This is a genomic window from Nocardia sp. XZ_19_369 (genome assembly GCF_015355715.1).
Classification (GTDB): domain Bacteria; phylum Actinomycetota; class Actinomycetes; order Mycobacteriales; family Mycobacteriaceae; genus Nocardia.
Genome location: NZ_JACVED010000001.1, coordinates 432423 through 457024, shown reverse-complemented (window position 1 = coordinate 457024; position 24602 = coordinate 432423). Strand labels below are relative to the sequence as shown.

Sequence of the window (24602 nt, the reverse complement as noted above, 5' to 3'; positions counted from 1 at the left end):
GTGGGGTGGCCGCGAGACCGCGGCCACCCCACACCGATCGGGCGAATTACTTGAGGCCCTCGGCCCATTCGTAGGACTTCAGGTACGGGTCGGGCGTGATCGCCTTACCCGAGTCCCACACCGTGTAGATGAGCCCGTCCGGCCGGATCTCGCCGATCCGGGCGGTCTTGGTGATGTGATGGTTCGAGCCGTCGAGGGTGACCAGGCCCTCGGGCGCTTCGAAGCTCACCCCGTCGGCCGCGGCCTGAACGTCGGCCACCTGGAACGACTTCGCCTTCTCCACGGTGTTCTTCCACAGGAAGACCGAGGCGTACGCGGCCTCCATCGGGTCCGAGGTCGGCTTGTCCGCGCCGAATGCGGCCTTGTAGTCCGCGACGAACTTCTTGTTCACCGGGGTGTCGACGGTCTGGTAGTAATTCCACGCGGTCAGCTGGCCCGCGATGTTCTGCGCGCCGATGCCCGCGACCTCTTCCTCGGCGATGGACACCGAAACCACCGGCATCTCAGCGGCTTTCAAGCCGGCGTTGGTGTATTCGCGGAAGAACGCCACATTCGAGTCGCCGTTCAACGTGTTGAACACCGCGCCCGCCTTGGCATTACGCACCTTGTTCACGATGGTGGAGAAGTCGGTCGAGCCCAGCGGCGTGTAGTCCTCGCCCTTGATCTCGATGCCGTTGGCCTTCGCGTACGCCTTGATCTCGCGGTTGGCGGTCTGCGGGAAGACATAGTCGGAGCCGACGAGGTAAAGGGAGGTAATCCCCTTCTGCTTCAGGTAATCCAGCGCCGGGATGATCTGCTGATTGGTGGTCGCGCCGGTGTAGAAGATGTTCTTGCTGTCTTCCAGGCCCTCGTACTGCACCGGGTAGTAGAGCAGTGAGTTCAGGCTCTCGAACTTCGGCTTCATCGCCTTGCGGCTCGACGAGGTCCAGCCGCCGAACACCGCCGCCACGCAGTCGGCGCTGATGAGCTTCTCCGCCTTCTCGGCGAAGGTCTTCGGGTCCGACGCGCCGTCCTCGAGCACCAGCTCGACCTTCTTGCCGAGCACCCCGCCCGCGGCGTTGATCTGGTCGACCGCCAGCTTGGTCGAGTTGGCGACGGTGACCTCGGAGATCGCCATGGTGCCCGACAGCGAGTGCAGCGAACCGACCTTGATCGAATCCTTCGACGTGTCGACGCAGGAGGCGGCGTTCGAGCCGGTGGTGCCTGCGTCGTCTTTGGCGCCGCAGGCGGTCAGCAACAATCCGGCGAGCGCGACCGCGGCGGGAAGGGCCACCGTTTCGACCATGCGCCGGGAGCGGGATCGAGGGATGGCACGGGTATCTGACATGGGGCGGGACCCTTCTCACTTCATCAGGTAATTCGGCGGCACGGCGTGCACCGCGGCGAATACCTCCGCCTTCGCACCGGTCAGGGCTGTCGCCGGGGGTGTATACAGCGGGTGTATTCGTGCAGCGAACGTTAGACAGAAGTTGTTGCGCCGGAATATCTCTCGGTGACGAGTCCGTTTCGTCTGTTTCGTCCGTGTGAACGTTTGCGGTTACCGGTTGGTGAACCTCGGTGAGGGGGCGCCGAGCTTACGGTTGCGTAGCGTCGCCGCGGTACGGCAGGCTGCGTTTGTACATCGTCAGAACGGCCGAAACCCTGGGAGGACCGTCGTGGGCCACTACAAGGCGAACGTGCGAGACATCGAGTTCAATCTGTTCGAGGTATTCGGCCTGGACAAGCTGCTCGACACGGGCGCCTACGGCGATCTCGACTCCGACACCGTGCGCGAGATCCTGGCCGAGGTGAAGCGGCTGGCCGAGGGGCCGATCGCGGAGTCCTTCGCGGCCGCCGATCGCGATCCGATCGCCTTCGACCCGGCCACCTACTCGATCTCGGTGCCGGACGCGCTGCGCAAGTCCATCACGGCCGCGCACGACGCCGACTGGAGCAGGCTCGGCCTGCCCGAGGGGATGGGCGGCACGCCCGCGCCCGCCGCGGTGGTCTGGGCCGTCCAGGAGATGATCGTCTGTGCCAACCCGGCGGCGTGCTTCTTCAACATGGGCCCGGTGATGGGCTCGGTGCTCTACAACGTCGGCAACGAGCAGCAGCAGCGCTGGGCCACCGAGGGTTACGAACGCGGCTGGCAGGGCACCATGGTGCTGACCGAGCCGGACGCGGGCTCCGATGTCGGCGCGGGCCGCACCAAGGCGATCGAGCAGCCCGACGGCACCTGGCACATCGAGGGCATCAAGCGGTTCATCTCCGGCGGCGATGTCGGCGACACCGCGGAAAACATGTTCCACCTGGTGCTCGCCCGTCCGGAAGGGGCAGGGCCGGGCACCAAGGGTCTTTCGCTGTTCTATGTGCCGAAGTTCCTGTTCGACCCCGAGACGCTCGAACTCGGCGCCCGCAACGGCGTGTACGCGACCAATGTCGAGCACAAGATGGGCCTGAAGTCCTCGCCCACCTGTGAGCTCACCTTCGGCGGCGAGGTGCCCGCGGTCGGCTGGCTGGTCGGTGACGTGCACAACGGCATCGCGCAGATGTTCCAGGTGATCGAGAACGCGCGCATGGTGGTCGGCATCAAGTCCACCGGCACGCTGTCCACCGGGTACCTGAACGCGCTGGACTACGCCAAGCAGCGCATCCAGGGTGCGGACCTGACCCAGATGAGCGACAAGGCCGCGCCCCGCGTGCCGATCACCCGACACCCGGACGTGCGGCGCTCGCTGGCGTTGCAGAAGGCATACGCCGAAGGTCTGCGCGCGGTGTACCTGTACACGGCGGCGCATCAGAATCCCGATGTGGCGGAGCTGGTTTCGGGCGCGGACGCCGAATTGGCGCACCGGGTCGACGATTTGCTGCTGCCGATCGTCAAGGGTGTCGGCTCGGAGCGGGCCTACCAGTACCTGACCGAATCCCTGCAGACGCTGGGCGGTTCGGGGTACCTGCAGGACTACCCGATCGAGCAGTACATCCGCGACGCGAAGATCGACTCGCTCTACGAGGGCACCACCGCGATCCAGGCGCAGGACTTCTTCTTCCGCAAGATCATTCGGGACAAGGGTGTGGCGATCGGGCATGTCACCGGGCAGATCGCCGCGTTCCTCGACACCAAGAGCGGGCGGTTCGAGACCGAACGCGAGCTGCTGCGTACGGCATTGGCCGACGTGCAGGCGATGGCGGCCACGCTGACCGGCTTCCTGATGGCGGGTCAGCAGGATCCGGCCGAGCTGTACAAGGTCGGTCTCGGCTCGGTGCGCTTCCTGCTCTCGGTCGGTGACCTGCTCATCGGCTGGCGGTTGCTGGTGCAGGCCGAGATCGCGGCCGCCGCACTGGCTTCCGAGGCGTCGGAAAAAGATCGGGGCTTCTATACCGGAAAGGTCGCTGTAGCAAGCTTCTTCGCGAAGAACGTGCTGCCGGAGCTGACCGCGAACAAGGCGATCATCGCGGCGATCGACAACGACATCATGCAGTTGGACGAAGCGGCGTTCTAGCCCGCAGCCGAGCGAAGGCGTCCCGTACTCGGCTCAGGCCGGGTAAGGGGCGCCTTCTGGCGTTCAGTCGGCGAGCAGCTTCAGGACCACCGGGCGGGACAGAGTGCCCGAGACCTGGCGGGCCAGCTGGTTGGCGCTCGTGCCCTCGGCGTGCGCGGCGCGCAGGGCGGCGGCCAGCTCGTCGCGGGCCGCGTCGGCCGCTGCTTGGGCGTCGCGGAGTCGTTGCGCAGCTCGGTCGACGCTCGTCGAGTGGTCCGTCGGGGTGGTCAAGTCATTGACCGGCGCGGTTTCCGTCGATGTGGCGGGTTCCTGGGCGGGTGGGAAGTTGCGCATCGCCACCCTGGCGAACTCCTGCATGAACTCCCGGGTCGCGTCCTTGTCCTCGGCGTTGTCGCCGAGCAGCAGGCGGGTGGTCTGCGGCACGGCCAGGCTCCAGTTGGACATGCCGCAGAGGGCGAGCAGCAGCCGACCCGCGTACTGGGCTTCGACGCCGAATTGTTCGCTGGCCCTGTCGAATTTCTGCTCGTAGTGCTGGGCGCGCCAGCCGTCGATGTCGTGCGCGTCGACGCCGCGGTGCAGGCCCTCCCACAGCAGCAGGCGCAGCAGTTGCGGGTTGTTGTTGTGATAGTCGAACAGCTTGCCGACGTAGCGGCCGGGGTCGGTCTCGGTCAACGGCTGGACCACGTCCATGAACTCGCGCATGGTGTCGATCAGGATCACGTCGAAGAGCTTGTCCTTGCTGCCGAACAGGCCGTAGATGCGCTCTTTGTTCACCCCCGCCGCGTCGGCGATGCGATCGACGCGCGCGCCCGCCAGGCCGTATTCGGCGAATTCGTCGCGCGCGGCGCGCAGCAGCGCCTGTTTGGTCGCGTCACTGCGCTTCATCGTGGCCGTCATGGTCCCGACTTTACCATCTCATTAAACCAACTATTTGGTTGACAGTTGCCTTGTCGCAGTCCTACTGTCGTCCCATGGCTACGCCGACCCTTCCGCTGACGACCGGTACTCCGGCCACCGCGCCCACCCCGAGCGCCTCCCCGCGCGCCCACACCGCGCGCACCTTGCCTGTTTTCGTGCTCGCCGCACTGCTCGCCACCGGCCAGATGTATGTGCCGATTCCCCTGTTCACAGCCATGAAAGCCGACTGGAACGTCGGCTCCGGCGTGATGACCTGGATCATCAGCGCGTTCGCCTTCGGCTACGCGGGCGGCTTCGTGCTGTTCGGACCGCTCTCGGATCGCTACGGACATCGCCGGGTGCTGATGACCGGCATGCTGGTCGCCGCAGTGGTCACCCTGTTGACCGGTTTGGCTTTCAGTGCACCGGTCGCCCTGGTGCTGCGCATCGTGCAGGGCCTCGTCGTCGGGTCCATTCCGCCCGCGATCATGGCCTACGTCGCCACCCGTATCGCACCCGCGCACCGCGCGGTGGTGACCATGTCCATCGCCACCTCGTTCCTCGCCGCGACCGTTGTCGCGCAGATCGTTTCGCAGGCCGTGGTCGCCTCGTTCCCGTGGCGCACCGTATTCCTCGGCTCCGCAGTCTTTTTCGCGGTGCTCGCGTTCGCACTGCGCGCAGTGATGCTCGACGACGCCCCGACCGGACGGGACCTGCCGTTGCGGCACAGCTACGCCGCGATCCCCGCGGTGCTGCGCATCCTGCCGCTGCTGCCGATGCTGGTGGCCGGTGCGATGAGCATGGCGGTGATGGTCGGTATCTACACCGGGCTCGAACTCACCGGTGTGGTCACGGATTCCGGCGAGCTGCTGACGCTACGCGCGGGTGCGCTGCCGGTGATGGTGGCGCTGCCGCTGCTTGCCGTGCCGCTGGCGCGGCTGTCCAAGCACAGTCAGATCGTGCTCGGCGTGCTGGTCGCCGCCGCCGCGATGGTGGCCGCCACCTTCGAGGGCACGCACCTCGCGGTGCTGACGATCCTGCTGGCCGTGCTCGTCGGCGGCCTGGGCATCATCGCCCCCGCGGTGTTGCAGAGCGCAGGCGAGCTGGGCGGTGAATCCCGCGCTGCCGCAATGTCGGTCGCGATGTTCAGCTTCTACGTCGGCGCCACCGCTGGCCCACTGGTCGCGGCCGCCGCTGCGCCGCACGGCTTTTCCACCCTGGCCTGGACCCTGGCCGCCCTGCTCGTCGCCGCGTTGGCGATGACCCTGGTAGGTCTACGCATCCAACGAAAGACATTGGCTGCCTGAGTATTCGGTGGAGTTGACGGCCGCGCTGCCGATCCGACCACCCCGTCGCGGCGCTGCTGGTCGGCGGCTGCCTGATCAGGCCGGGACCGTTGGCGGACGCTTGACGAGGTCGGCATCGTTGGCGGACGCTTGACGAGGTCGGGACCGTTGGCTGCTGCCTGATCAGGCCAGAACCGTTCGCGGCTACCTGACTGGGCCGGTATCGAGAGACGATGCTGGCCTTCGTCGTTGTCGAGCGGGACATGATGGCAGGCCAGCCGCAGGTCTCCGCCACCATGTCCCGTTGACCATCCGGCTCTCCGCCGAGCGGGACATGAAGGCAGGCCTACCTGCTGGTTCGCACCACCATGTCCCGTTCACCGTCTGGCTCTCCGTCGAGCGGGACGTGAGGGCTGGCCCGTCCGCAGGTCTCCGCCACCATGTCCCGTTGACCATCCGGCTCTCCGCCGAGCGGGACATGAAGGCAGGCCTACCTGCTGGTTCACGCCACCATGTCCCGTTCACCGTCTGGCTCTCCGTCGAGCGGGACGTGAGGGCTGGCCCGTCCGCAGGTCTCCGCCACCATGTCCCGTTGACCATCCGGCTCTCCGCCGAGCGGGACATGAAGGCAGGCCTACCTGCTGGTTCACGCCACCATGTCCCGTACGCCATTCGGCTCTCCGCCGAGCGGGACATGGTGGCGGGCCCAACTGCAGGTCTACGCCATCACGCCCCTTTTGGTTCGGGGGTGGGCGGCCGGCGGCGCGGGCGAGGGGCGGGCGCCGCCGGCCGGGGGGTGGTGGGCCGGGCAGTGGCCCACCGGGTGAGTTGTCGGGGTAGTCAGGCGATTCCGACTAGGTCCAGCTTTCCCGGTGTACCTCAACGGTCGCCCCAGCTCTGCTGGGAGTCCGCTGGGAGCGGTGGTGAATTCGTGAGTGGCGCACCATGGAGGAGGCTTCTCGCGTTTCGCCGCAGCCATGTGCCACTGAACGTGGAGCGCCCGGACATCGGACGGTACTTGCCAATGGTTCGATGTAGCCAGGCATCGCGGATCGACGACTAGGACGCCGGGTCGGGGTCCTCGGGAGTGGTGCCGTTCTGGGGCCAGGCGTGGGCTTCCAATCGCGTCTGCACGCGCGAAACGTCTGCCTCCGAGGGCATTTCGTTGGTGACCTTGGTGATCATCACCTGGATGTCGGTTTTGTCGGCGGGGAAATCGCCGGAACCGGCTAGTTCGGCGGCGATTTGGCGGACCTCGTCGTCGGAGAGGCGGCGGCGGAGCAGGGCGAGCAGCGGGATGTAGTCGGCTTCCGGGACACCGTCCGGATAGCCGGCCCGCAGCCAGTCGATGATGGCGTTCAGGAAGGGTGGCATCGGTGAACGCTGCTTGCTCAGTCGAGGTCGGCGGGTGGGTCGGCGAGCGGCCAACCGCCCGCCGCGAGATGCGAGGCCACCCGGGCGACGTCCACCTCGTCCGGCTGTTCCTTCGCGACCCGCGCGATGGCGTCCTCGATCTCGGCGCGGGTGATCTCGCTGTTCGGGTTCTCCGCCGCCAGTTCCTCGGCGATCGCGACCACCTCGAAATCGGTGATATGCCGGTGCAGCACCGCGAACAAGGCGACATAGTCGGAGTGCGGGATGCCCTGCGGGTAGCCGGCCCGCAGCCAGCCGACGATGCGGCCGAGTACCTTCGGCCTGAGCTCTGCGGGTTTCGCTTGATCGGTCACATTGCGCCCTTCAGGACTGTCCGAACAGGTGAATGCCGAACCTCGCGGCGATGAAAGCCTTTGCCGTATAGAGGATCCCGGTGATGATCGCCGCGATGATCAGTCCGAAGCAGAGTAGCGCGACCGTCAGCGCGGGGTAGTTGCGTTGCGTCACCCGGCCGTCCGGGGTCACCGTCTCCGCCATCGACCAGAACCGGACGCCGACCGCGAAGACCATCGGCAACCCCGCGCCGAGGATCAGCCCGGCCAGCGCGACCTTCCACAGGGAGTTCAGATTGGTGATGAGCGTATGCACGTCCTACTCCTCTCTAAACCTGCGCCGACCGCGGCGACTTACCGGGTTCCGCGGTCGCGTCCCCGCCGGTCGGGGCCGAGTCGCTGGGACCGCCCGATTCGTCCTGCTCGGCGTCCTGCTCGTCGCGTGCCGCCTCGGCCTTCGCAACACTGGTCGACGCGCCCGGCGTGTCACCCGGCCATTCGTTGACGTTGGTGGTGTCGACCGGATCCTTGCGGGAGCGCAGATAGATCAGACCCGACAGCGCCAGCAGAATCGCGAATACCACCAGCACACCGGCCAACCCGCCGATGAAGTGCGCGATCGCCCAGCACACCGCACCGGCCAGCCCGGCCAGCGGCAGCGTGAACAGCCACGCGACCACCATGCGACCCATCACGCCCCAGCGCACCTCGGCGCCCTTGCCGAGTCCGGTGCCCAGGATCGAGCCGGTCGCGGTCTGCGTGGTCGACAGCGGCAGCCCGAAGTGGGCCGAGGTGAGAATGATCGCCGCCGACGCGGATTCGGCGGCCAGACCCTGCGGCGACTCGATCTCGACGAGCCCCTTGCCGAGGGTGCGGATGATCCGCCAGCCGCCGAGGTAGGTACCGGCCGCGATGGCGACGGCACAGGCGGCCATCACCCACAGCGGCATCTCATCGTTCTTGGTGAGCGAGCCGTGCGCGACCAGCGCGAGGAAGATGACGCCCATCGTCTTCTGTGCGTCATTGGTGCCGTGCGCCAGCGAGACCAGCGACGCCGAACCGATCTGGCCCCAGCGGAAACCCGTCTCCACCTTCGCCGGATCGGACTTCTTGGTGATCCGATAGACCAGCCAGGTGCCGATGGCCGACACCATCGCCGCGATGATCGGCGCGAGCACGGCGGGCAAAATGATCTTGGTGAGCACGCCGTCCGAGCCGGCCGCCCAGATCACGCCGCTGAAACCGAGCGCGGCCAGGGTGGCACCGATCAGGCCGCCGAACAGTGCGTGCGAGGAACTGGACGGCAGGCCGAACAGCCAGGTGAGCAAGTTCCAGAGAATGCCGCCGACCAGTCCGGCGAAGACGATGATCAGCAGATCATGACCCTGCACGGCATCGAGGCGCACGATGCCCTTGGCCACGGTGGCGGCGACGGCGACCGAGAGAAAGGCGCCGATCAGATTGAGCACCGCGGACAACGCGACCGCGACGCGCGGCCGGAGCGCGCCGGTGGCGATCGAGGTCGCCATGGCGTTGGCGGTGTCATGGAAGCCGTTGGTGAAATCGAATGCGAGTGCCGTGACGATGACGATCAGGAGAACCAGTAATTCGACGGTCACGTGTCCAGTGTGCGGCACAGGTCAATATGATTGCCGGGTGGTTGCGGTTAACCGCGCGTCGCCGGTGCGATAAAGTTGGATCCTGTCCTCTATCAGCCGAATCGGGTGCAGCCGGGGGTCACCGGCTTACCGGCGAAGCGGTCGTCTATCCAGGCATGGGTGCCGGGGATTCCGCTGGTACTGACGATGAAGTGTTCCCCGGGATATATCTGGAAATTCACCTGGGTACCGCCGCGGCACCAGTCGGTGTAGAGGTTCTCGGCCCCCGCCAGCGGCACCCAGAACTCGTTCAGACCGTGATACATGAACACCGGGACGGTCGGCGGCATGGCACCGAGCCGATTCTGCGCCAGGATCTCCCGAATGAACGGCAGTTCGGTCGGCGCCGCCACATCGGTGAGCGCCTGCACCGGAATGGGCGCCACGATGCCGACGAACTCCTCGGCCGCCATGCAGAAATCCTTGCCGATGCGCGCCATGCGCCAGCCGTTGTCGTTCATCAGGTCGAGCATCTCCGGGTACTCCCGCGCCAGCCCCAAGGTCGCGGCGAGAAACACGCCGGATGCGGCGTCCCGGCCGTTCATGGTGTCGAGCAGCAGGGTGAAATCGGCGGGCACGCCACCGAACGCGGCGCCCACGAGATTGATCTCCGGGGCATACGCGGGCGCCAACTGCGCCGCCCAACCCGACGCGATAGCGCCGCCGGAATAGCCGGTGACCACGGTCGGCGCGTCCGGTGCGAGGCCGAGTTCCGGCGTCTGGACCGCGGCGCGAATCGCATCGAGCACCGCGTGCCCGGCCATCAGGCCCGCCGCGTACGCCTGACGCGGACCCTGATGATCGGGCACCAGCACCGCGTACCCCTTCGACAGCGGGATCTGCGCCTGCCACAGCTTGCTCGACACCATCCGCAGCTCATAGGACGGCGCGCACCGGTGCCCGAGTGAATCGATCGCCGGGTTCAAGCTCACCAGCGGACGAGGGCCGGGGCCGGTCCACGCGGCCGTCGGCATCAGCAGGGTGGCCACCACCGGGACCGGATTGCCCGTCGCGTCGGTGGAGCGGACCAGCAGCTCTGTCGAGGTCAGCGGGACCATCGTCACCCCGGTACCGCCCGGACGCGACGTGAGTACCGTTCCGGGGTTGCGACTTTCGAAGCCGACCGGCGGCACATAGAACGGATCGCCCAGCGGCGTCGGCATGATTCCGGCGACTTCGCGGGACGGGAACAGCAATTCATCGAGCGGACTGGCATGCGAATTGACGCCGAGCACCGCGCCGAACGCCACCAGTACCGCAAGGGCAACGGCACAGAGCCGCCCCGTCATCGAACCCACTTGACCCCGCTCCCGAAGCAGAAACCTGCCGAACCCCTGCAGTCTGACGTGGACCTACACCCCTGAGGAGCCCACACTTGCAGTGGCAGAGCAATCTTCGCACCGGCCATTGCGAACCGCCCGACATCGGCCGGACTCCCGCGAGTCGGCGACGAACGGGCGTGCTGCGATCGCCCCGACGTGCCCACCGCGCGACAGCGCACGGGACGTGGCTGCGGCGAAGTTCGAGTGGGTGCTCCGCCACGTCCCGATCGACGGGCACGTTGTGCGCGCAGCGCGAGCGGACACTCCGCCATGCCCCCGCTGTGCGACCGGGTTCTGCGTGGAGGGCGCGGAACGCTCCCCTCAGCGGTGGCGCACGGTGACGTCCCGTTCGACGGCGGGCTACGGAAGAAGCGTGCGGACCGCGTCGATGGTGTCGGCTTCGGCGGGATCCTTGTCGGGGCGGTAGCGGACCACGCGGGCGAAGCGCAGGGCCACGCCGCCGGGGTAGCGCGGGCTGACCTGGACTCCGTCGAGGGCGATCTCGACGACGAGTTCGGGCCACAGGTAGACGGTCTGCTCATCGCGGGCGCGTTCGTGCCGGGGGAATTCGGCGGTCTGCCATTGCAGCAGCGCGTCGGTCAGACCCTTGAAAGTCTTGCCGACCATGACGGGCTCGCCGGTTTCCGGATCACGAGCACCGAGGTGCAGGTTCGACAGATAGCCCGTGCGGCGCCCGTAGCCCCATTCCGCACCGAGGACCAGCAGGTCGAGGGTGTGCGTCGGCTTGATCTTCTGCCAGGACCGCCCGCGCCTGCCCGCCGCATAAGGTGCCGACAGCGATTTGATCATCACGCCCTCGTGGCCCGCCGCGAGCGCACCGTCGAAGTACTCCGCGGCGGCTTCTTCGTCGGGCCGGATCAGCGCGGGAATGCTCTGTGCGGCCGCTACTTTGGTGAGCGCGGCGCGACGCTCGGACAGCGGTGCGTCGAGCAGGTCGGCACCATCCAGGTGCAGGCAGTCGAAGAAGTACGGGTGCAGCAGCAGTTCCCGGGTGGAACTCACCTCGGCGAACCGGCTCATCGTTTCTTGGAAGGGCCGCGGCCGTCCGGCGTCGGTGAGCGCGAGGGTTTCGCCGTCCAGCACAACGCTGGTGCAGTCGAGCCCGGCGACCAGCTCCACCAGTTCCGGCACGCCCGCGGTGATGTCGCGCAGCGTCCTGGTGAACACCCACACCCGCGAACCGTCGCGATGCACCTGGATCCGGGCGCCGTCCATCTTGATCTCGACGCTCACGTCGCCGTCGAATTCGGTCAACGCCTCGTCCAGCGAGGCGCCGGGCGAGGCGAGCATCGGCTGGATCGGCCGGCCCACCTCGAGCCGGAATTCGCTGAGTGCCTCGACGCCGCCGGTCAGCGCGGCGATCGCGGTCACCGGCAGCCGACCGGACAGCATGTATGCCCGGCGCACCAGTTCGACCGGCACGCCCGCGGCCACGGCGACGGCCTCACTGACGATCGCGGTGAGCGCTCCTTGGCGCAGCTCACCGGTGAGCAGACGCAGCAGGAACGCCTGCTCGTCTGCGGTCGCGGCGGTCCAGAGGGCGGAGAGCAGGGCTTTGCGCCGGGCCGCCGAGCCGGCGCCTGAGGTCTCGGCCAGATCGGACAGTGCGGCATCGACCGCCGAAACCGTCAGCGTGGCAACGAGTGCCGGAGTAGTGTCCACCGCGGTGAGGGTGCGCCAGCCGGTGCCGATCCGTCCCTGCCGTAGCTCGCCGGATGCCCACGCCACCACCGGCGCGAGTTCGTCCGGCGCGGCGGCGGTCAACAACTCGGCGAAGGTGGCGATCTTCGTCTTGCGTGACCTGGTCGCGCGGACCGTCTCCGAAGCCTGGACGACATGCGAGAACAACACGAGTCGACGGTAACGCCTCCCTGTGACATATCGCTCAGCACTGCTGCTAATTCCCCATTGGCAGGCTTGCGAAACCGCCCATAAACTGGACGCATGGCCAAGACTTACGTCGGGGCGCGGCTTCGTCAGCTGCGGACCGAACGGGGGCTGAGCCAGGTCTCACTCGCCCAGAAGCTGGAGATCTCGGCGAGCTACCTCAATCAGATCGAACACGACGTGCGTCCGCTCACCGTTCCGGTGCTGTTGCGGATCAGCGAGGTGTTCGGCGTCGACGCGACCTTCTTCTCGTCCCAGGACGACACCCGGCTCATCGCCGAGCTGCAAGAGGTCGTGATGGACCAGGAGCTGGGCATCGAGGCCGACACCCAGGAGATCGCGGACATGGTGTCCGCGCATCCGAGTATGGCCCGCGCGCTGGTCAACATGCACAACCGCTACCGCAACACCTCCGCCCAGCTGGCCGCCGCCACCGAGGACCGGTTCTCCGACGGTTCGGGCAGCGCGGCGATCAGCAAGCCGCACGAGGAGGTGCGTGACTTCTTCTATCAGCGGCAGAACTACATCCACGAATTGGACACCGCCGCAGAGGAACTCACCGCGCGCATCCGTTTCCACGGCGGCGATGTGAACAGTGAGGTGGCGCGGATCCTGCGCTCGCACGATGTGCGGATCGTGGAGCGCATCGACCTCGGCGAGGGCGTGCTGCATCGGTACGACGAGCAGACCCAGCGGCTGGAGATCGCGCCGCATCTGTCCGGTGGTCAGCGCACGTTCAAGCTCGCCGCCGAGCTCGCCTATTTCGAATGCGGCGGACTGCTCGAAAAGCTCGTCGAGGAGGGCAATTTCGCCTCCGAGGACACCCGCAAGCTGGCGATGCTCGGGCTGGCCAACTACTTCGCGGCGGCAACCGTGCTGCCCTACACGCACTTTCACGAGGTCGCCGAGGACTTCCGCTACGACATCGAACGGCTCTCCGCGTTCTTCACCCAGAGCTACGAGACCATCTGCCACCGGCTTTCGACCTTGCAGCGGCCGAAACTGCGCGGCGTCCCGTTCTCCTTCGTGCGGGTGGACCGGGCGGGCAATATGTCGAAGCGGCAGTCCGCCACCGGGTTCCACTTCTCCGCCAGCGGCGGCACCTGCCCGCTCTGGAACGTCTACGAGACCTTCGCCTACCCCGGCAAGATCATGACGCAGATCGCGCAGATGCCCGACGGCCGCAAATACCTGTGGGTCGCCCGCACGGTGGAGCGCCGGGCCACCCGCTACGGCCAGCCGAGCAAGACCTTCGCCATCGGCCTCGGCTGCGAGCTGCGCCACGCGGGCCGGGTGATCTACGCCGACGGCATCGATCTCGACGAAGTCCAGGCCACCCCCATCGGCGCGGGCTGCCGGGTCTGCGAGCGGCTCAACTGCCCGCAGCGGGCGTTCCCGCCGCTCGGCAAGGTCCTCGACATCAGCGAACACCGCAGCTCGGTGTCCCCGTACGTGCTGAAGTAGACGTCGGAACCGAGCGAGTCGTCCCGGACAACGAGCCAGGCGGCGAACGGGACGTGGTGGCGGGTAAGTGCGAGTGGGGGGTGCCGTCATGTCCCGCTCGGCGGGGAGCTGGATGGCGGTCGGGACGTGGTGGCGGGTATGTGCGAGTGGGGGGCGCCGTCATGTCCCGCTCGGCGGGGAGCTGGATGGCGGTCGGGACGTGGTGGCGGGTATGTGCGAGTGGGGGGCGCCGTCATGTCCCGCTCGGCGGGGAGCCGGGCGGCGAACGGGACGTGGTGGCGGGGAAGTGCGGGTGGGGGCGCCGTCATGTCCCGTTCGGCGGCAAGTTGGATGGTGGTTGGGGCGTGGTGGCGGAGAGGTGCGGTGGGGCGCCGTTATGTCCCGTTGGGCGAAGGCCAGATTGGGGCGCCGTTGGCGTGGAGGGCTAGGCGGGTTCGGGTGAGGAATTTGGTGGGGTCGGTGGTGAGGAGGGTGGAGTTGACTCGGATGAGGGTCCAGCCGAGGGCTTCCAGGGTGGCGGTGCGGTCGATGTCTTTGGTGCGCTGGTGGGGGTCGGTCCAGTGTTGCTCGCCGTCGTATTCGACGGCGACTTGCCAACGGCGCCAACCCAGGTCGAGGCGCGCGAGGCACCGGCCGAAGCGGTCGCAGACGCGGATTTGGGTCTCCGGTGTCGGCAGCCCGGCCCGGCATAACAGGAGGCGGGTGCGGGATTCTTGGATGGATTCGGAGCCGCCGTCGATGTAGGGCAACACCTTTCGGAGCTTGCGACATCCTCGGATACCGGGATGGCGGTCGACGAGCTGCTCGATGGCCGCCGACTCCAGACCTGTCGCCTGGCAGAGTGCGTCCAGTACTTCGACCGCCTCGGCGAACCCGAGGTGGCGCCCCAGGTCGAGGGCAGTGCGAGCCGGTGTGGTGCAACGAAATCCGTCGATCGAGCACACCTCGTCATCCGGGATGGCATCGCGATACACCCGGACACCCCGAGGCGAGCGCACATGCTCGGACAACGTGATCTCCGCAGGTTTGCTGTCGAGCCATCGAGTGCCATGCATTGCCGCCGCCGAAAACCCACTCAGAACGGCCTTCCCCTTCGCCCAATACCCGGCCGCCAGCGCACGCCCGCGCGCATCCAACGCAACCCCCTTGCGCAGGTACACATCCTGATGGATCCGCTCGTACTCGGTACGCAGTTGCCACCGCCGCACCAGCCCGGCCCGCAACGCCCAACTACCAGGAAACGGCTCATCGGTTACCCCCATGCCCCAATCCTGCTCCACCCCACCGACCCCCACCCCCGCCGATAGCCCCGCTGACCGCCACTTATCCCCAACCCCGAACCTATCCCCAGCTGTCGGCGCACCCCCCGAATAGCCCGCCGCCATGTCCCCTTCGGCGCGCTACCGGCCGGTGAGCGGGACATCGTGGCGCAGATCTTCAAGTAGCTCGGCCGTCATGTCCCGCTCGGCGCGGAGCCGGATGGCGACCGGTACGTGGTGGCGTGAAGCTGCGAGTAGGTCCGCCGCGGTGTCCCGTTCGGCGCGCTGCCGGATGGTGACCGGGACTTGATGGTGCGAGCCTGCAGGTAAACCCGAGGTCATGTCCCGTTCCATCCGAGGCCGGATGGCGGACGGGACGTGGTGGATTGAACCTGCGAGTAGCTCCGCCGTGATGTCCCGCTCGGCGCGGAGCTGGACGGCGGATGGGACCGGGTGGCAAAGCTTCGAGTAGCGCTGCCGCCACGTCCCGCTCGGTGCTCTGCCGGATGGTGAATGGGACGTGGTGGCGGGGATCTGCAGGTAGGCCAGCCGTCATGTCCCGTTCGGCGCGGATTCGGACGGTGGATGAGACGTGGTGGCGTGAAGCTTCGAGTTGTTCCGCCGCGATACCCGCTCTGCAGGGAGCCTGATGACGGACAGGACGCGGTGGCGCGGATCTTCGAGTAGGTCCGCCGTCGTGTCCCGCTCGGCGGAAAGCGCCCCGGCGGTCGGGGCGTGGTGGCGTGAAGCCGCAGTTAGGCGCCGTCATGGCTCGCTTGGCGCGGAGTGGGGCGGCTGTCGGGGACGTGGGGCGGGGAAGCGGGAGTGGCTCCGCCGCGACGTGCCGGTCGGCGTGAAGCTGGGCGGCGGTCGGGGCATAGTGGCGTGAAGCTGCCAGTAGCTGCGCCGTCTCGTCATGTCCCGCTCGGCGGAGAGCCGTACGGCGTACGGGACATGGTGGCGCAGACCTGCAGGTGGGCCCGCCAGCATGTCCCCTTCGACGGAAGGCGGGCGGCGGATGGGACGTGGAGGCGTGAAGCTTCGAGTAGCTCCGCCGCTATGTCCCGTTGGAGGGGACGGCCGACCGGTTCAGCCGGCGAGGAGGTGGAGGAAGTGGGTTACTTCGGATTGGATGGCGGTGCGGGCGGGCGTGAGGTATTTGCGGGGGTCGGAGAGGGTGGGGGTGGTGGTGAGGGTGGTGCGGATGGCTTCGGTCATCAGGACGTTGAGGCGGGTGGCGATGTTGACCTTGGTGATGCCGTGTTGGACGGCGGCGCGCAGGCCTTCGTCGGGGACGCCGGAGGAGCCGTGCAGGACGAGGGGGACGGGGACCTTGGCGGCCAGGTGGGCGATGAGGTCGTTGTCGAGGGTGGCGGTGCGGGTGTGCATGGCGTGCGAGGAGCCGACGGCTACGGCGAGGGCGTCTACGCCGGTGGCGGCGACGAATTCGACGGCTTCGTCGGGGTCGGTGCGGACGCCGGGGGCGTGTGCGCCGTCCTTGCCGCCGACTTCGCCGAGTTCGGCTTCGACGTGCACGTCGCGGTCGTGGCACCAGCGGGTGATGTCGGCGGTGGCGGCGAGGTTGGCGGCGTAGTCGAGGGTGGAGCCGTCGTACATGACCGAGCGGATGCCGAGATCTACTGCGGTGCGGATCAAGTCGGCGGAGGTGGCGTGGTCGAGGTGGACGGCGATGTCGGCGGTGCTGTCCGCGGCGATGCGCAGGCAGGCCAGGCCCAGCGGGGCCAGGCTGCCGTGGTAGTTCGCGGTGTTCTCCGAAAGTTGCAGCACGACAGGTCGTTTCGCCGACTCGGCGGCGGCGGCGATGGCTTCGGCGTGCTCGAGGGTGATCACGTTGAACGCACCGAGCCCACCGGGTGCGGCGGCGGCGATCAACGCGGAAACGGGTGTCAGCGGCATAGCGAAATCTCCTGAAAGCTCACCACACCCGGCATCGGCTCAGGGGGTGGTTTCTTGGCGGGTGGGTAGGTCCAGCTGGGTGACCCGGACGGTGGGCGCGATCCGGGTGCGCAGGCAACGGTCGATCTCCCCGGCGACGGGAATCACGACCGCAGCGGCGGAGGTGGCGACGGCATCGGTGAGGATGGCGGGCCAGGCGGGGACGGTGTCGGCGGTGAGGGCGGCGATCACCGCGGCGGTGGCGGAATCGCCTGCGCCGGTGGGGTTTCCGGCCAGTGGCTCGGGCAGGGTGGCGAACCAGGCGCCCTCGGCGGTGACGGCGACCATGCCGTCGGCGCCCCGGGTGGCGATGACGGCACGGACGCCGGCCTCGATCAGCGGGAACGCCGCGGTGACGACTTCGTCGGCGGTGGCGGACTTGATACCGGTGAGCCGGTACAGCTCGTCGCCGTTGGGCATCAGGATGACGCCGGGGATCTGGGCGGCCAGGCGCAGCGCCTCGCCGTCGACATCGCAGATGGTGGGCACGTCGGCCGCGATGGCGGTGCGGGCGATCTCCGCGGGCAAGGTGTCGGCGATGCCGCCGGGCAGCGATCCGGAGATGACCAGGCCGTCGATGTCGGGCAGCATGCCCGCGACGCGGACCGCGAGCTGTTCGGCGGCGTGCGGGTTGGACACCCGGGCGCCGGGTTCCCACAGCGCGGTCGCCGTGCCGTCCTCGGACTCGCTGATCACCACCGTGCGACGCACCCAGGGCAGGGCGTGCACGAAGTCGACGGGCATCTCCAGCTCGGCGGCGGCGGCGAACGCGTGATCGGCGAAACCCGTTGCCCTGGCGTATTTTCCGAGCTGATTCAACACCCGGGTGACGTTGATACCTTTGCCGCCGATGCGTTGTTCGACCGAGCGGACCCGATGCGCCTGCCCGCGCTCGAAGTGCTCGACACGGTAGGTCATGTCGTAGGCCGGGTTCATTGTCACGGTGAGGATCACGACAACCACTGTCCTCGCCTGAGCACCCGGCGCAACCGGAGCGTCTCATCTACTACCAACATGTCGGCAAAATAGCCCGTACGGAGGTCGCCGACATCGGGTAGCCGGAGGGCGGCCGCCGGGGTCGAGGTGGCCGCGAGCACCGCGTCGGCCAGTGACACGCCGGAGTCGCGCACCGCGCGCGCCACGCAGTCGAGCAGCGTGCTGATGCCGCCCGCGATCGAACCGTTCGCGATCCGGGCGACCCCTTGGCGCACCGTCACGGACTGCGGACCGAGTTGATACTCACCGTCGGACAACCCGGCCGCCTGCATGGCATCGGTGATCAGCGCGACCCGTCCCGGCGCGGTGGCGAAAACCAGCGCGGCGAAACCGGGGTCGACGTGCACACCGTCCCCGATCAACTCGACTGTCGCATGCCCGGCAGCGGCGGCGACCATCGATGCGCCGACCGGACCGGGATCGCGGTGGTGCAGCGGCGGCATGCCGTTCGCCAAATGAGTGGCCACGGTGCCGAACCCGGTGGGCCGCAAGGCTTTCAGGAACGAGGTGTAGTCGGCATTGCTGTGCCCCAGCGCAACGACCACGTCATGATCGGTAAGCCGTTGTGCGACAGCGTCATAGCCGGAACGCTCCGGCGCCAGCGTCATCATCCGAAGCTGCCCACCGCCTGCGGCGAGCAGCTGATCGGTCAGCTCGAGATCCGGATCGCGCAGGAACCGGGGATCCTGCGCCCCGCAGCGCGCCTCCGAGAGGAACGGGCCCTCGGCATGAATTCCACCGAGCAACCCGTCTTCCGCCAGTTCCCGCAGCACAGCGGTCTGCGCGATCATGTCGGCGGCGGCCGCCGTGACCACGCTGGCCACCACGGTCGTCGACCCGCTCGCATGATGGAACTCCGCCGCCGCCCGCGCTTCCGCCGCATTCACGGTGTCGAACCGATGCCCGAATCCGCCGTGGTTGTGCATGTCCACCAGTCCGGGCAATACCGTGCCGGAGAAGGCGGGCGCAGCCGAATCCGGATGCGCCGCAACCCATTCCGTGAACGGCAACACGCCACTGATCCGGTCGTCGACCACAGTGACCACGCCGTCGTCTAGCTGAGCGCTCGCGGAAACGACGCGTCCACGGATGGTCGACTCGGCACCGCTCAGCACGCAACCACCTCAATACTTTCGGGATCCTCGTGGCGCGCCTCGGCCGCCGAAAGCACTGGCCAATGCAGGGGCACCTCAGCCCTGGAACGTGAGGGCATGGCCTCGGGGCGGAGTAGCGCGGCCCCGAGACACAAATACCTGGCCCGGAGAGCTGAAAGCCCAGCTGAACACCCGATCATTCGAGCGCCCCCTGCCTGGCGAACAGCGCAGCACCCATCAACCCGGCCCGAGCCCCGAACTCCCCGAGCACAACATGCGGAGCGGGAACCAGCCGAAGCCGATCGTCGATGGCCTGATGCAGCGGATCGGTCAGCGCGGCCCCCGCCCCCGCCAGTCCGCCACCGAGGATGATCAGTTCGGGGCAGGCGGCGTGCACGATCCCGATCAGACCGTCGGCGAGCGCGTCGACGGCGTCCCCGAGCACCGCCTTGGCATCGGTGTCGGTATCGACCAGCGCGAATACCTCTGCGGCACCGCTGATCTCACGACCGGTGCGGCGGGTGTAAGCGCGGGCGATCGCCGCTCCCGAAGCCACGGTCTCGACGCAACCGGTGTTGCCGCACAAGCATGGCAGGCCGTCGGCGCGCACCGGGATATGCCCGTATTCGCCGACCTGCCCGTACGAACTGCGCAGCAGGTGCCCGCCGACGGACAGCGTGCCGGAGATGCCGGTACCGAGGATGACCACGCACACGTTGTCGTAACCGCGCCCGGCCCCGAAGCGCCATTCGGCCCAACCCGCAACGGCCACATCGTGTTCGATGAGCACCGGAATGCCCCAGCGGGTGACGAACCGGTCACCGACCTGCACGTCTCGCCACCCGACATTGCTGCTGAACACGGCGATCGACCGAACGGTGTCCACGATGCCGGGCAGCACGACGGCGGCCCGGCCGACCCGATCGCGAAGTTCGGGGGCCAGCTCGGCGAGCAACTGATCGCCGAGCGCCCCCATCGCGTCGAAGGCCGCTTCGCCCTGCGGGGTCGCGACGGTGCCGACGGCAAGCACCTGGCCCCCGGCATCGGTGATCTCACCCTTGATAGTGGTGCCGCCGACATCGAGCCCGAGCACCAGCGCGTCCTCGGCCAACGCGCCCGGCTGCGGGGTCGCCGCAACCGGACGCGTCACTGTGCCGCCGCGGTGCGCCGCCGCGGTCGACCCGGCAGTCCCGGCCGCGGCACCGGCGGCACTGGTCGAGGACGCCGTGCTCTCGGCGACGGCCGCTCGCCCTGCTCCCGGGTCCCGCGCGACTCCCATGCTTGGCACAGTAGTTCCCGGTTCGTGCTGCGGCGTGTGGCCGGCTGGTTCGAGTTTCACCGGGTCGGTCCGATCACTGGTCGAGGACGACCGAGCGATTGAGCCCACGCGGGTGGTCGGGGTCGAGGCCGAGGTCGGCCGCGCGCAGCACGCAGAGCTGATGGACGCGCAGCAGATCGGCCATCGGGTCGATGTCGCGGTGCTCGAAGTGCGCACCGGTACTGGCGATATCCGTCGCGAAGTTCGGCACCAGCGGGCCGAAGGCCCAGACCGCGCGGCCCGGCGCGGAGATGGCGATCGGGCCGTGCCGGTACTCGGTGGCCAGGTAGGACTCGGTCCAGGACTGGCAGGATTCGCGCAGCTTCAGCCCGGACTCCTCGGCGATGGCGGCGGCGAAGCCCATGCCGACGAAGCTGATCTCCTCGGCGTGCCGGACGTCGGCGAGCGAGACGGCCGGGTCCTCGGCGAGCACCGCGCGGGCCTGCTCGATCACCGGGGCGAGGTCTTCGCCGAGGTGCCAGCGCAGGATCGCCAGTGCGGTGGTGGCGAAGCGGGTCTGCACCACCGATTCCTCGTCGACCTCGTCGATCAGGATCGGATCGCCCAGCTCGAGCACCGGGGTGCCTGGGCTGGAGCAGATGACGGTGCGGGGAATGTGTGCTGGGATGTCCCGCATGGCGTTGACCACCTCGGTGGTCGTGCCGGAGCGGCAGATCACCAGGTAGCGGTCGTAGTCGCGGCCGTAGCGGACCTCGCTGGCGGGCCAGGCGTCGGTCAGACCGTGGCCTGCGCCCTCGCGCAGCGCCGCGATCGCTTTGGACATGAACAGGGAAGTGCCGCAACCGATCACGGCGACTCGCTCGCCCTTGTGGGGGAGGATGTCGCGATGGTCGGCAGCGATCGTTTCGGCGCGCGCCCAGTCGTCAGGCTGGGTGGCGACCTCGTTGGCCAGGTGGGTCACGGGCGTGGTTTCGGCGGAGATCGGCACAACAACAGAATCCGCCCGGTGATCGTTCATGTCAAATTTACGAGCGAATCGGTCACATATGATCAAGCTTGGGTCTATGTTGATAGTCGGTCGATCAGTTCGATCCCATCATCGGCTGTCCAGTGGCGCCCGGTGTGCAAATTTGAAAGGTTCTACTCGTGAAAAGACCACTCCACGGCGTGCTTGCGGGGGTCGCGATGGTCACCGGCCTCGCGCTGGCGATCTCGTCCTGTGGGTTCGGCTCGAAAGATAACGCCGACTCCGACACCACGATCAACTTCTTAGCCCCGGCCTACAGTGACGGGGCCACCGGTACGAAGGCGCTGTGGGACGGCATCATCGCGGATTTCCAGCAGAAGAACCCTGATATCAAGGTGAACCTGCAGATGGAGTCCTGGAACTCGATCAACGATGTGGTGCGCACCAAGCTCCAGTCGACGTCTACCACCCCGGACATCCTCAACATCGACGCCTACGCGAGCTTCGCCAGCGACGGGATGCTGTATTCCGCCAACGAAGTCGTCTCGCCGTCGGTGCTCTCCGACATCCAGCCCGGCTTCGCGAAGAACGCCTCGCTCAACGGCACCCAGTACGCGCTGCCGCTGTTCGCCTCCACCCGCACCCTGTTCTACAACACCGAACTGTTCGAGAAGGCAGGCATCACCTCGCCGCCGAAGACCTGGAGCGAGCTCACCGACGCGGCCAAGAAGATCCAGGCGCTCGGCGGCGGCGTCTCCGGCTACGGCCTGCCGCTCGGCAGCGAGGAAGCCCAGGGCGAGACCTCGATCTGGACCTTCGGCGCGGGCGGCCAGTGGGCCGATGGTGACAAGATCACCGTCGACACCCCGCAGAACCTGGAGGGCGTGCGCGCCATGCGCGAGCTCGCCGATGCCGGTGTCACCCAGCCGAACCCGGGCGCGACCGACCGCAAGGACGTCATCAACGCGTTCATCCAGGGCAAGATCGGCATGATCGAGGGCCTGCCCCCGACCATCGGTCAGATCGCCGCGAAGAACCCCGCGCTGAAGTACTCGACCGCGCCGACGCCGACCAAGTCCGGCACCCCGGTGACGCTCGGCGTCGCCGATCACCTGATGGCGTTCAAGAAGGACGGCAAGAAGACCGAGACGATCAAGAAGTTCCTCGACTTCTTCTACAGCGCCGACGTCTACGCGAACTTCGTGTCCAAAGAGGGCTTCATCCCGATCACCAACAGCGCGGCAGGCAAGCTGGCCGCGGACCCGGTGACCAAGGCGTTCGGTTCGACCCTCGCGGTGGCCCAGTTCTACCCGAGCAACAACCCGAAATGGGCTGCGGCGCAAGGCGCTATCCGGCAGCAGATGGGCACCATCGCGCAGGGCACCGACCCGGCCCAGGTGTTGGCTCGTGTTCAGGAAGCCGCGAAATAGCGTGCGACGGAAGGGAACTCTGGCGGCGATACCGTGGATCGGGCCCGCACTGGTCTTGATCGCGGCTATCGTCGCCTTTCCGGCCGGCTACATGGTGTGGACCAGTACCCGGGATTTGAGCCAATACGGCCAGGACCGCGGTCCGGCCGGGCTGGCGAACTTTCGCGATCTCTTCGCGATCTCGGAGCTGGGCTCGGTACTGGCGCACACGGTGATCTGGGTGGTCGCCGTCGTGCTGATCACCCTGGTGCTCTCGGCGGGGCTTGCCCAGTTCCTGGCCAAGGATTTCCCCGGCCGCACGGCGGTGCGGATGGCGGTTCTTGTGCCGTGGGCGGCCTCGGTCGTGATGACGACGACGATCTTCTACTACATGCTCGATCCCGACGTCGGCATCGCCAACCGCTTCCTGGTCGATATCGGCCTGCTGGACCGGGGTTTCGGCTTCACCAAGCAACCGACGCCCGCGTTCCTGGTTGCGATCGGGGTCGCGGTGTTCGTCTCGATCCCGTTCACCACTTACACGATTCTGGCCGGGCTGCAGTCGATTCCGGCCGAGATCGGCGAGGCGGGCCGGGTCGACGGCGCGAGTGCGTGGCAGCGCTACCGCTTTCTCACGCTGCCGCAGCTGCGCCCGGCCATCGCGGTGGCGACGATCATCAACATCATCAACTCGTTCAACTCGTTGCCGATTCTGCAGGTGATCACCGGCAGTATCGCGGGTTTCGAGGCCGACACCACCACCACGTTGATGTTCAAGCTGATTCGGCAGAACCAGGCGATCGACACGGCCGCGGCGATGAGCGTGCTGAACTTCGTGCTGATCATCGCCATCATCGCGATCTACGTGAAGGTGATCCGGCCGACGCAGGAGGTCGACGGGTGACGAGACCGCAGCCGCACCCGCCGATCGACCGGGTGTCCCGCACGGCACAGGAGGTCGACCGATGACCACGGCGGACGTGGCGCACCTCGAAAAGGTAACGGGTGCGGTAGAAGTGGCCGAATCGGCCGAGCGTCGCGGGGCGAAACCGAAACGGCGCCGCTGGGAACTGACCGCGGTCGGGGTCGTTCTCGCCGCGGTCTTCCTGGTGCCGTTCATCGTGATGGTGCTCGGCTCGCTGAAGAGCAGGCCCGAAATCCTGCGCATCCCACCGACTTACTTCCCCGAGTCGTGGCATCCGGACAACTACGCCACCATGTGGGACACGCCGGAGACGCCGCTGGCCTTCAATATGGCCAGCACCGTGATCATTTCGGTGGTCGCCACGGTGCTCGTATTGCTCGTCGCCATTCCGGCCGCGTATTACACCGCGCGGCACAAGTTTCCGGGTCGCGCGGTGTTCCTCGGCCTGGTGCTCGTCACTCAGATGTTGCAGCCGACGGTGCTGGTGACCGGTCTCATCCGGGAGTTCTTCGCGATCGGCATCAACGACACCTGGCTGGCGATGATCCTGGTGAACGCGGCGTTCAACCTGTCGTTCGCGGTGTGGATCCTGCACAGCTTCTTCGCCTCCATCCCGGTGGAGATCGAGGAGGCCGCGATGCTGGATGGGCTGAGCCGCTGGCAGACCCTGGTCCGGGTGAGCCTGCCGCTGGTCTGGCCCGGCATCGTCACCGCCACGATCTTCGTGGTGGTCTCCTGCTGGAACGAGTTCGCCGCCAGCCTGGTGGTGCTGACCACCGCGGAGAACCAGCCGCTGTCGGTGGCGCTGACGAAGTTCATCGGTCAGTACGACACGTCGTGGCAATACGTCTTCGCTATCTCCACGGTCGGTATCATCCCGGTCGTGATTCTGTTCGCGTTCATCGAGAAGCGCCTCGTCGCAGGTCTGACGGCGGGCAGCGTCAAGTAGTCGGGTACGGCGGGTGGTGTGCTACACCACCCGCCGTTTTCCTGT

Annotated in this window: 21 protein-coding genes; 6 read left to right on the top strand and 15 right to left on the bottom strand. The window is 67.5% G+C overall.

The window, feature by feature from the left end; genetic code table 11:
• Window positions 1-46: 46 nt before the first annotated feature.
• A complete protein-coding gene (gene urtA, locus IBX18_RS02120; protein WP_373889163.1) occupies window positions 47-1285 on the bottom strand; it encodes an urea ABC transporter substrate-binding protein in 1239 nt (412 codons plus the stop codon).
• Window positions 1286-1655: 370 nt separating this feature from the next.
• On the opposite strand from urtA, the gene IBX18_RS02115 reads away from it, so the two are divergent.
• Window positions 1656-3482, top strand: a complete 1827-nt coding sequence (locus tag IBX18_RS02115; protein WP_194832074.1) for an acyl-CoA dehydrogenase — start codon at window positions 1656-1658, stop codon at window positions 3480-3482.
• 63 nt (window positions 3483-3545) lie between these two features.
• Here the strand turns inward: IBX18_RS02115 and IBX18_RS02110 are convergent, their stop codons facing one another.
• Window positions 3546-4379 (bottom strand): TetR/AcrR family transcriptional regulator, encoded by an 834-nt coding sequence (locus IBX18_RS02110; RefSeq protein ID WP_228540258.1) that lies wholly within the window; start codon window positions 4377-4379, stop codon window positions 3546-3548.
• A gap of 74 nt (window positions 4380-4453) precedes the next feature.
• Here IBX18_RS02110 and IBX18_RS02105 point away from each other — a divergent pair, with 74 nt between their 5' ends.
• Window positions 4454-5686, top strand: a complete 1233-nt coding sequence (locus tag IBX18_RS02105) for an MFS transporter (RefSeq protein ID WP_194832073.1) — start codon at window positions 4454-4456, stop codon at window positions 5684-5686.
• Between the two features lie 1038 nt (window positions 5687-6724).
• Here the strand turns inward: IBX18_RS02105 and IBX18_RS02100 are convergent.
• From IBX18_RS02100 to IBX18_RS02075, 6 genes are all read right to left on the bottom strand, one after another.
• On the bottom strand, window positions 6725-7039 hold the full coding sequence (locus tag IBX18_RS02100; protein ID WP_194832072.1) for a DUF3349 domain-containing protein: 315 nt from the start codon (window positions 7037-7039) through the stop codon (window positions 6725-6727).
• 17 nt (window positions 7040-7056) lie between these two features.
• Window positions 7057-7392 (bottom strand): DUF3349 domain-containing protein, encoded by a 336-nt coding sequence (locus tag IBX18_RS02095; RefSeq protein WP_147140920.1) that lies wholly within the window; start codon window positions 7390-7392, stop codon window positions 7057-7059.
• Between the two features lie 10 nt (window positions 7393-7402).
• Window positions 7403-7687, bottom strand: a complete 285-nt coding sequence (locus IBX18_RS02090; protein ID WP_107659662.1) for a hypothetical protein — start codon at window positions 7685-7687, stop codon at window positions 7403-7405.
• A gap of 13 nt (window positions 7688-7700) precedes the next feature.
• Window positions 7701-8990, bottom strand: coding sequence for an anion permease (locus IBX18_RS02085; RefSeq protein WP_306796097.1), 1290 nt, complete (start codon window positions 8988-8990; stop codon window positions 7701-7703).
• A 92-nt stretch (window positions 8991-9082) separates the two neighbouring features.
• Window positions 9083-10318, bottom strand: a complete 1236-nt coding sequence (locus IBX18_RS02080) for a lipase family protein (protein ID WP_194832071.1) — start codon at window positions 10316-10318, stop codon at window positions 9083-9085.
• A 393-nt stretch (window positions 10319-10711) separates the two neighbouring features.
• Window positions 10712-12223, bottom strand: coding sequence for an ATP-dependent DNA ligase (locus tag IBX18_RS02075; RefSeq protein ID WP_147140924.1), 1512 nt, complete (start codon window positions 12221-12223; stop codon window positions 10712-10714).
• A gap of 93 nt (window positions 12224-12316) precedes the next feature.
• On the opposite strand from IBX18_RS02075, the gene ramB reads away from it, so the two are divergent.
• Window positions 12317-13723 (top strand): acetate metabolism transcriptional regulator RamB, encoded by a 1407-nt coding sequence (gene ramB / locus IBX18_RS02070; protein ID WP_135233721.1) that lies wholly within the window; start codon window positions 12317-12319, stop codon window positions 13721-13723.
• A 374-nt stretch (window positions 13724-14097) separates the two neighbouring features.
• On the opposite strand, the gene IBX18_RS02065 is transcribed toward ramB, so the two are convergent.
• From IBX18_RS02065 to IBX18_RS02035, 7 genes are all read right to left on the bottom strand, one after another.
• Entirely contained in the window at window positions 14098-14985 is an 888-nt protein-coding gene (locus IBX18_RS02065; RefSeq protein ID WP_194832070.1) for a DUF559 domain-containing protein, read from the bottom strand.
• A gap of 138 nt (window positions 14986-15123) precedes the next feature.
• A complete protein-coding gene (locus IBX18_RS02060) occupies window positions 15124-15324 on the bottom strand; it encodes a hypothetical protein (RefSeq protein WP_194832069.1) in 201 nt (66 codons plus the stop codon).
• 747 nt (window positions 15325-16071) lie between these two features.
• Window positions 16072-16899: a class II fructose-bisphosphate aldolase gene (locus tag IBX18_RS02055; RefSeq protein ID WP_194832068.1), complete on the bottom strand. Its 828-nt coding sequence runs from the start codon at window positions 16897-16899 to the stop codon at window positions 16072-16074.
• Between the two features lie 39 nt (window positions 16900-16938).
• Window positions 16939-17892, bottom strand: coding sequence for a hexose kinase (locus tag IBX18_RS02050; RefSeq protein WP_147142694.1), 954 nt, complete (start codon window positions 17890-17892; stop codon window positions 16939-16941).
• Window positions 17889-19049, bottom strand: a complete 1161-nt coding sequence (locus IBX18_RS02045; RefSeq protein ID WP_306796096.1) for an N-acetylglucosamine-6-phosphate deacetylase — start codon at window positions 19047-19049, stop codon at window positions 17889-17891. The genes IBX18_RS02050 and IBX18_RS02045 overlap by 4 nt, the downstream gene beginning before the upstream one ends.
• Window positions 19050-19224: 175 nt before the next feature.
• Window positions 19225-20307, bottom strand: coding sequence for an ROK family protein (locus IBX18_RS02040; RefSeq protein ID WP_194832067.1), 1083 nt, complete (start codon window positions 20305-20307; stop codon window positions 19225-19227).
• Between the two features lie 73 nt (window positions 20308-20380).
• The gene (locus IBX18_RS02035) at window positions 20381-21325 is read right to left on the bottom strand and encodes an SIS domain-containing protein (protein WP_194832066.1); all 945 of its coding nucleotides are present in this window, start codon (window positions 21323-21325) and stop codon (window positions 20381-20383) included.
• A 128-nt stretch (window positions 21326-21453) separates the two neighbouring features.
• Between IBX18_RS02035 and IBX18_RS02030 the strand changes: the two genes are divergently transcribed.
• From IBX18_RS02030 to IBX18_RS02020, 3 genes are all read left to right on the top strand, one after another.
• On the top strand, window positions 21454-22704 hold the full coding sequence (locus tag IBX18_RS02030) for an extracellular solute-binding protein (RefSeq protein WP_306796095.1): 1251 nt from the start codon (window positions 21454-21456) through the stop codon (window positions 22702-22704).
• A gap of 1 nt (window position 22705) precedes the next feature.
• Window positions 22706-23587 (top strand): carbohydrate ABC transporter permease, encoded by an 882-nt coding sequence (locus tag IBX18_RS02025; protein WP_194832065.1) that lies wholly within the window; start codon window positions 22706-22708, stop codon window positions 23585-23587.
• 61 nt (window positions 23588-23648) lie between these two features.
• On the top strand, window positions 23649-24557 hold the full coding sequence (locus IBX18_RS02020) for a carbohydrate ABC transporter permease (RefSeq protein WP_194832064.1): 909 nt from the start codon (window positions 23649-23651) through the stop codon (window positions 24555-24557).
• The last annotated feature ends 45 nt before the right edge of the window (window positions 24558-24602 follow it).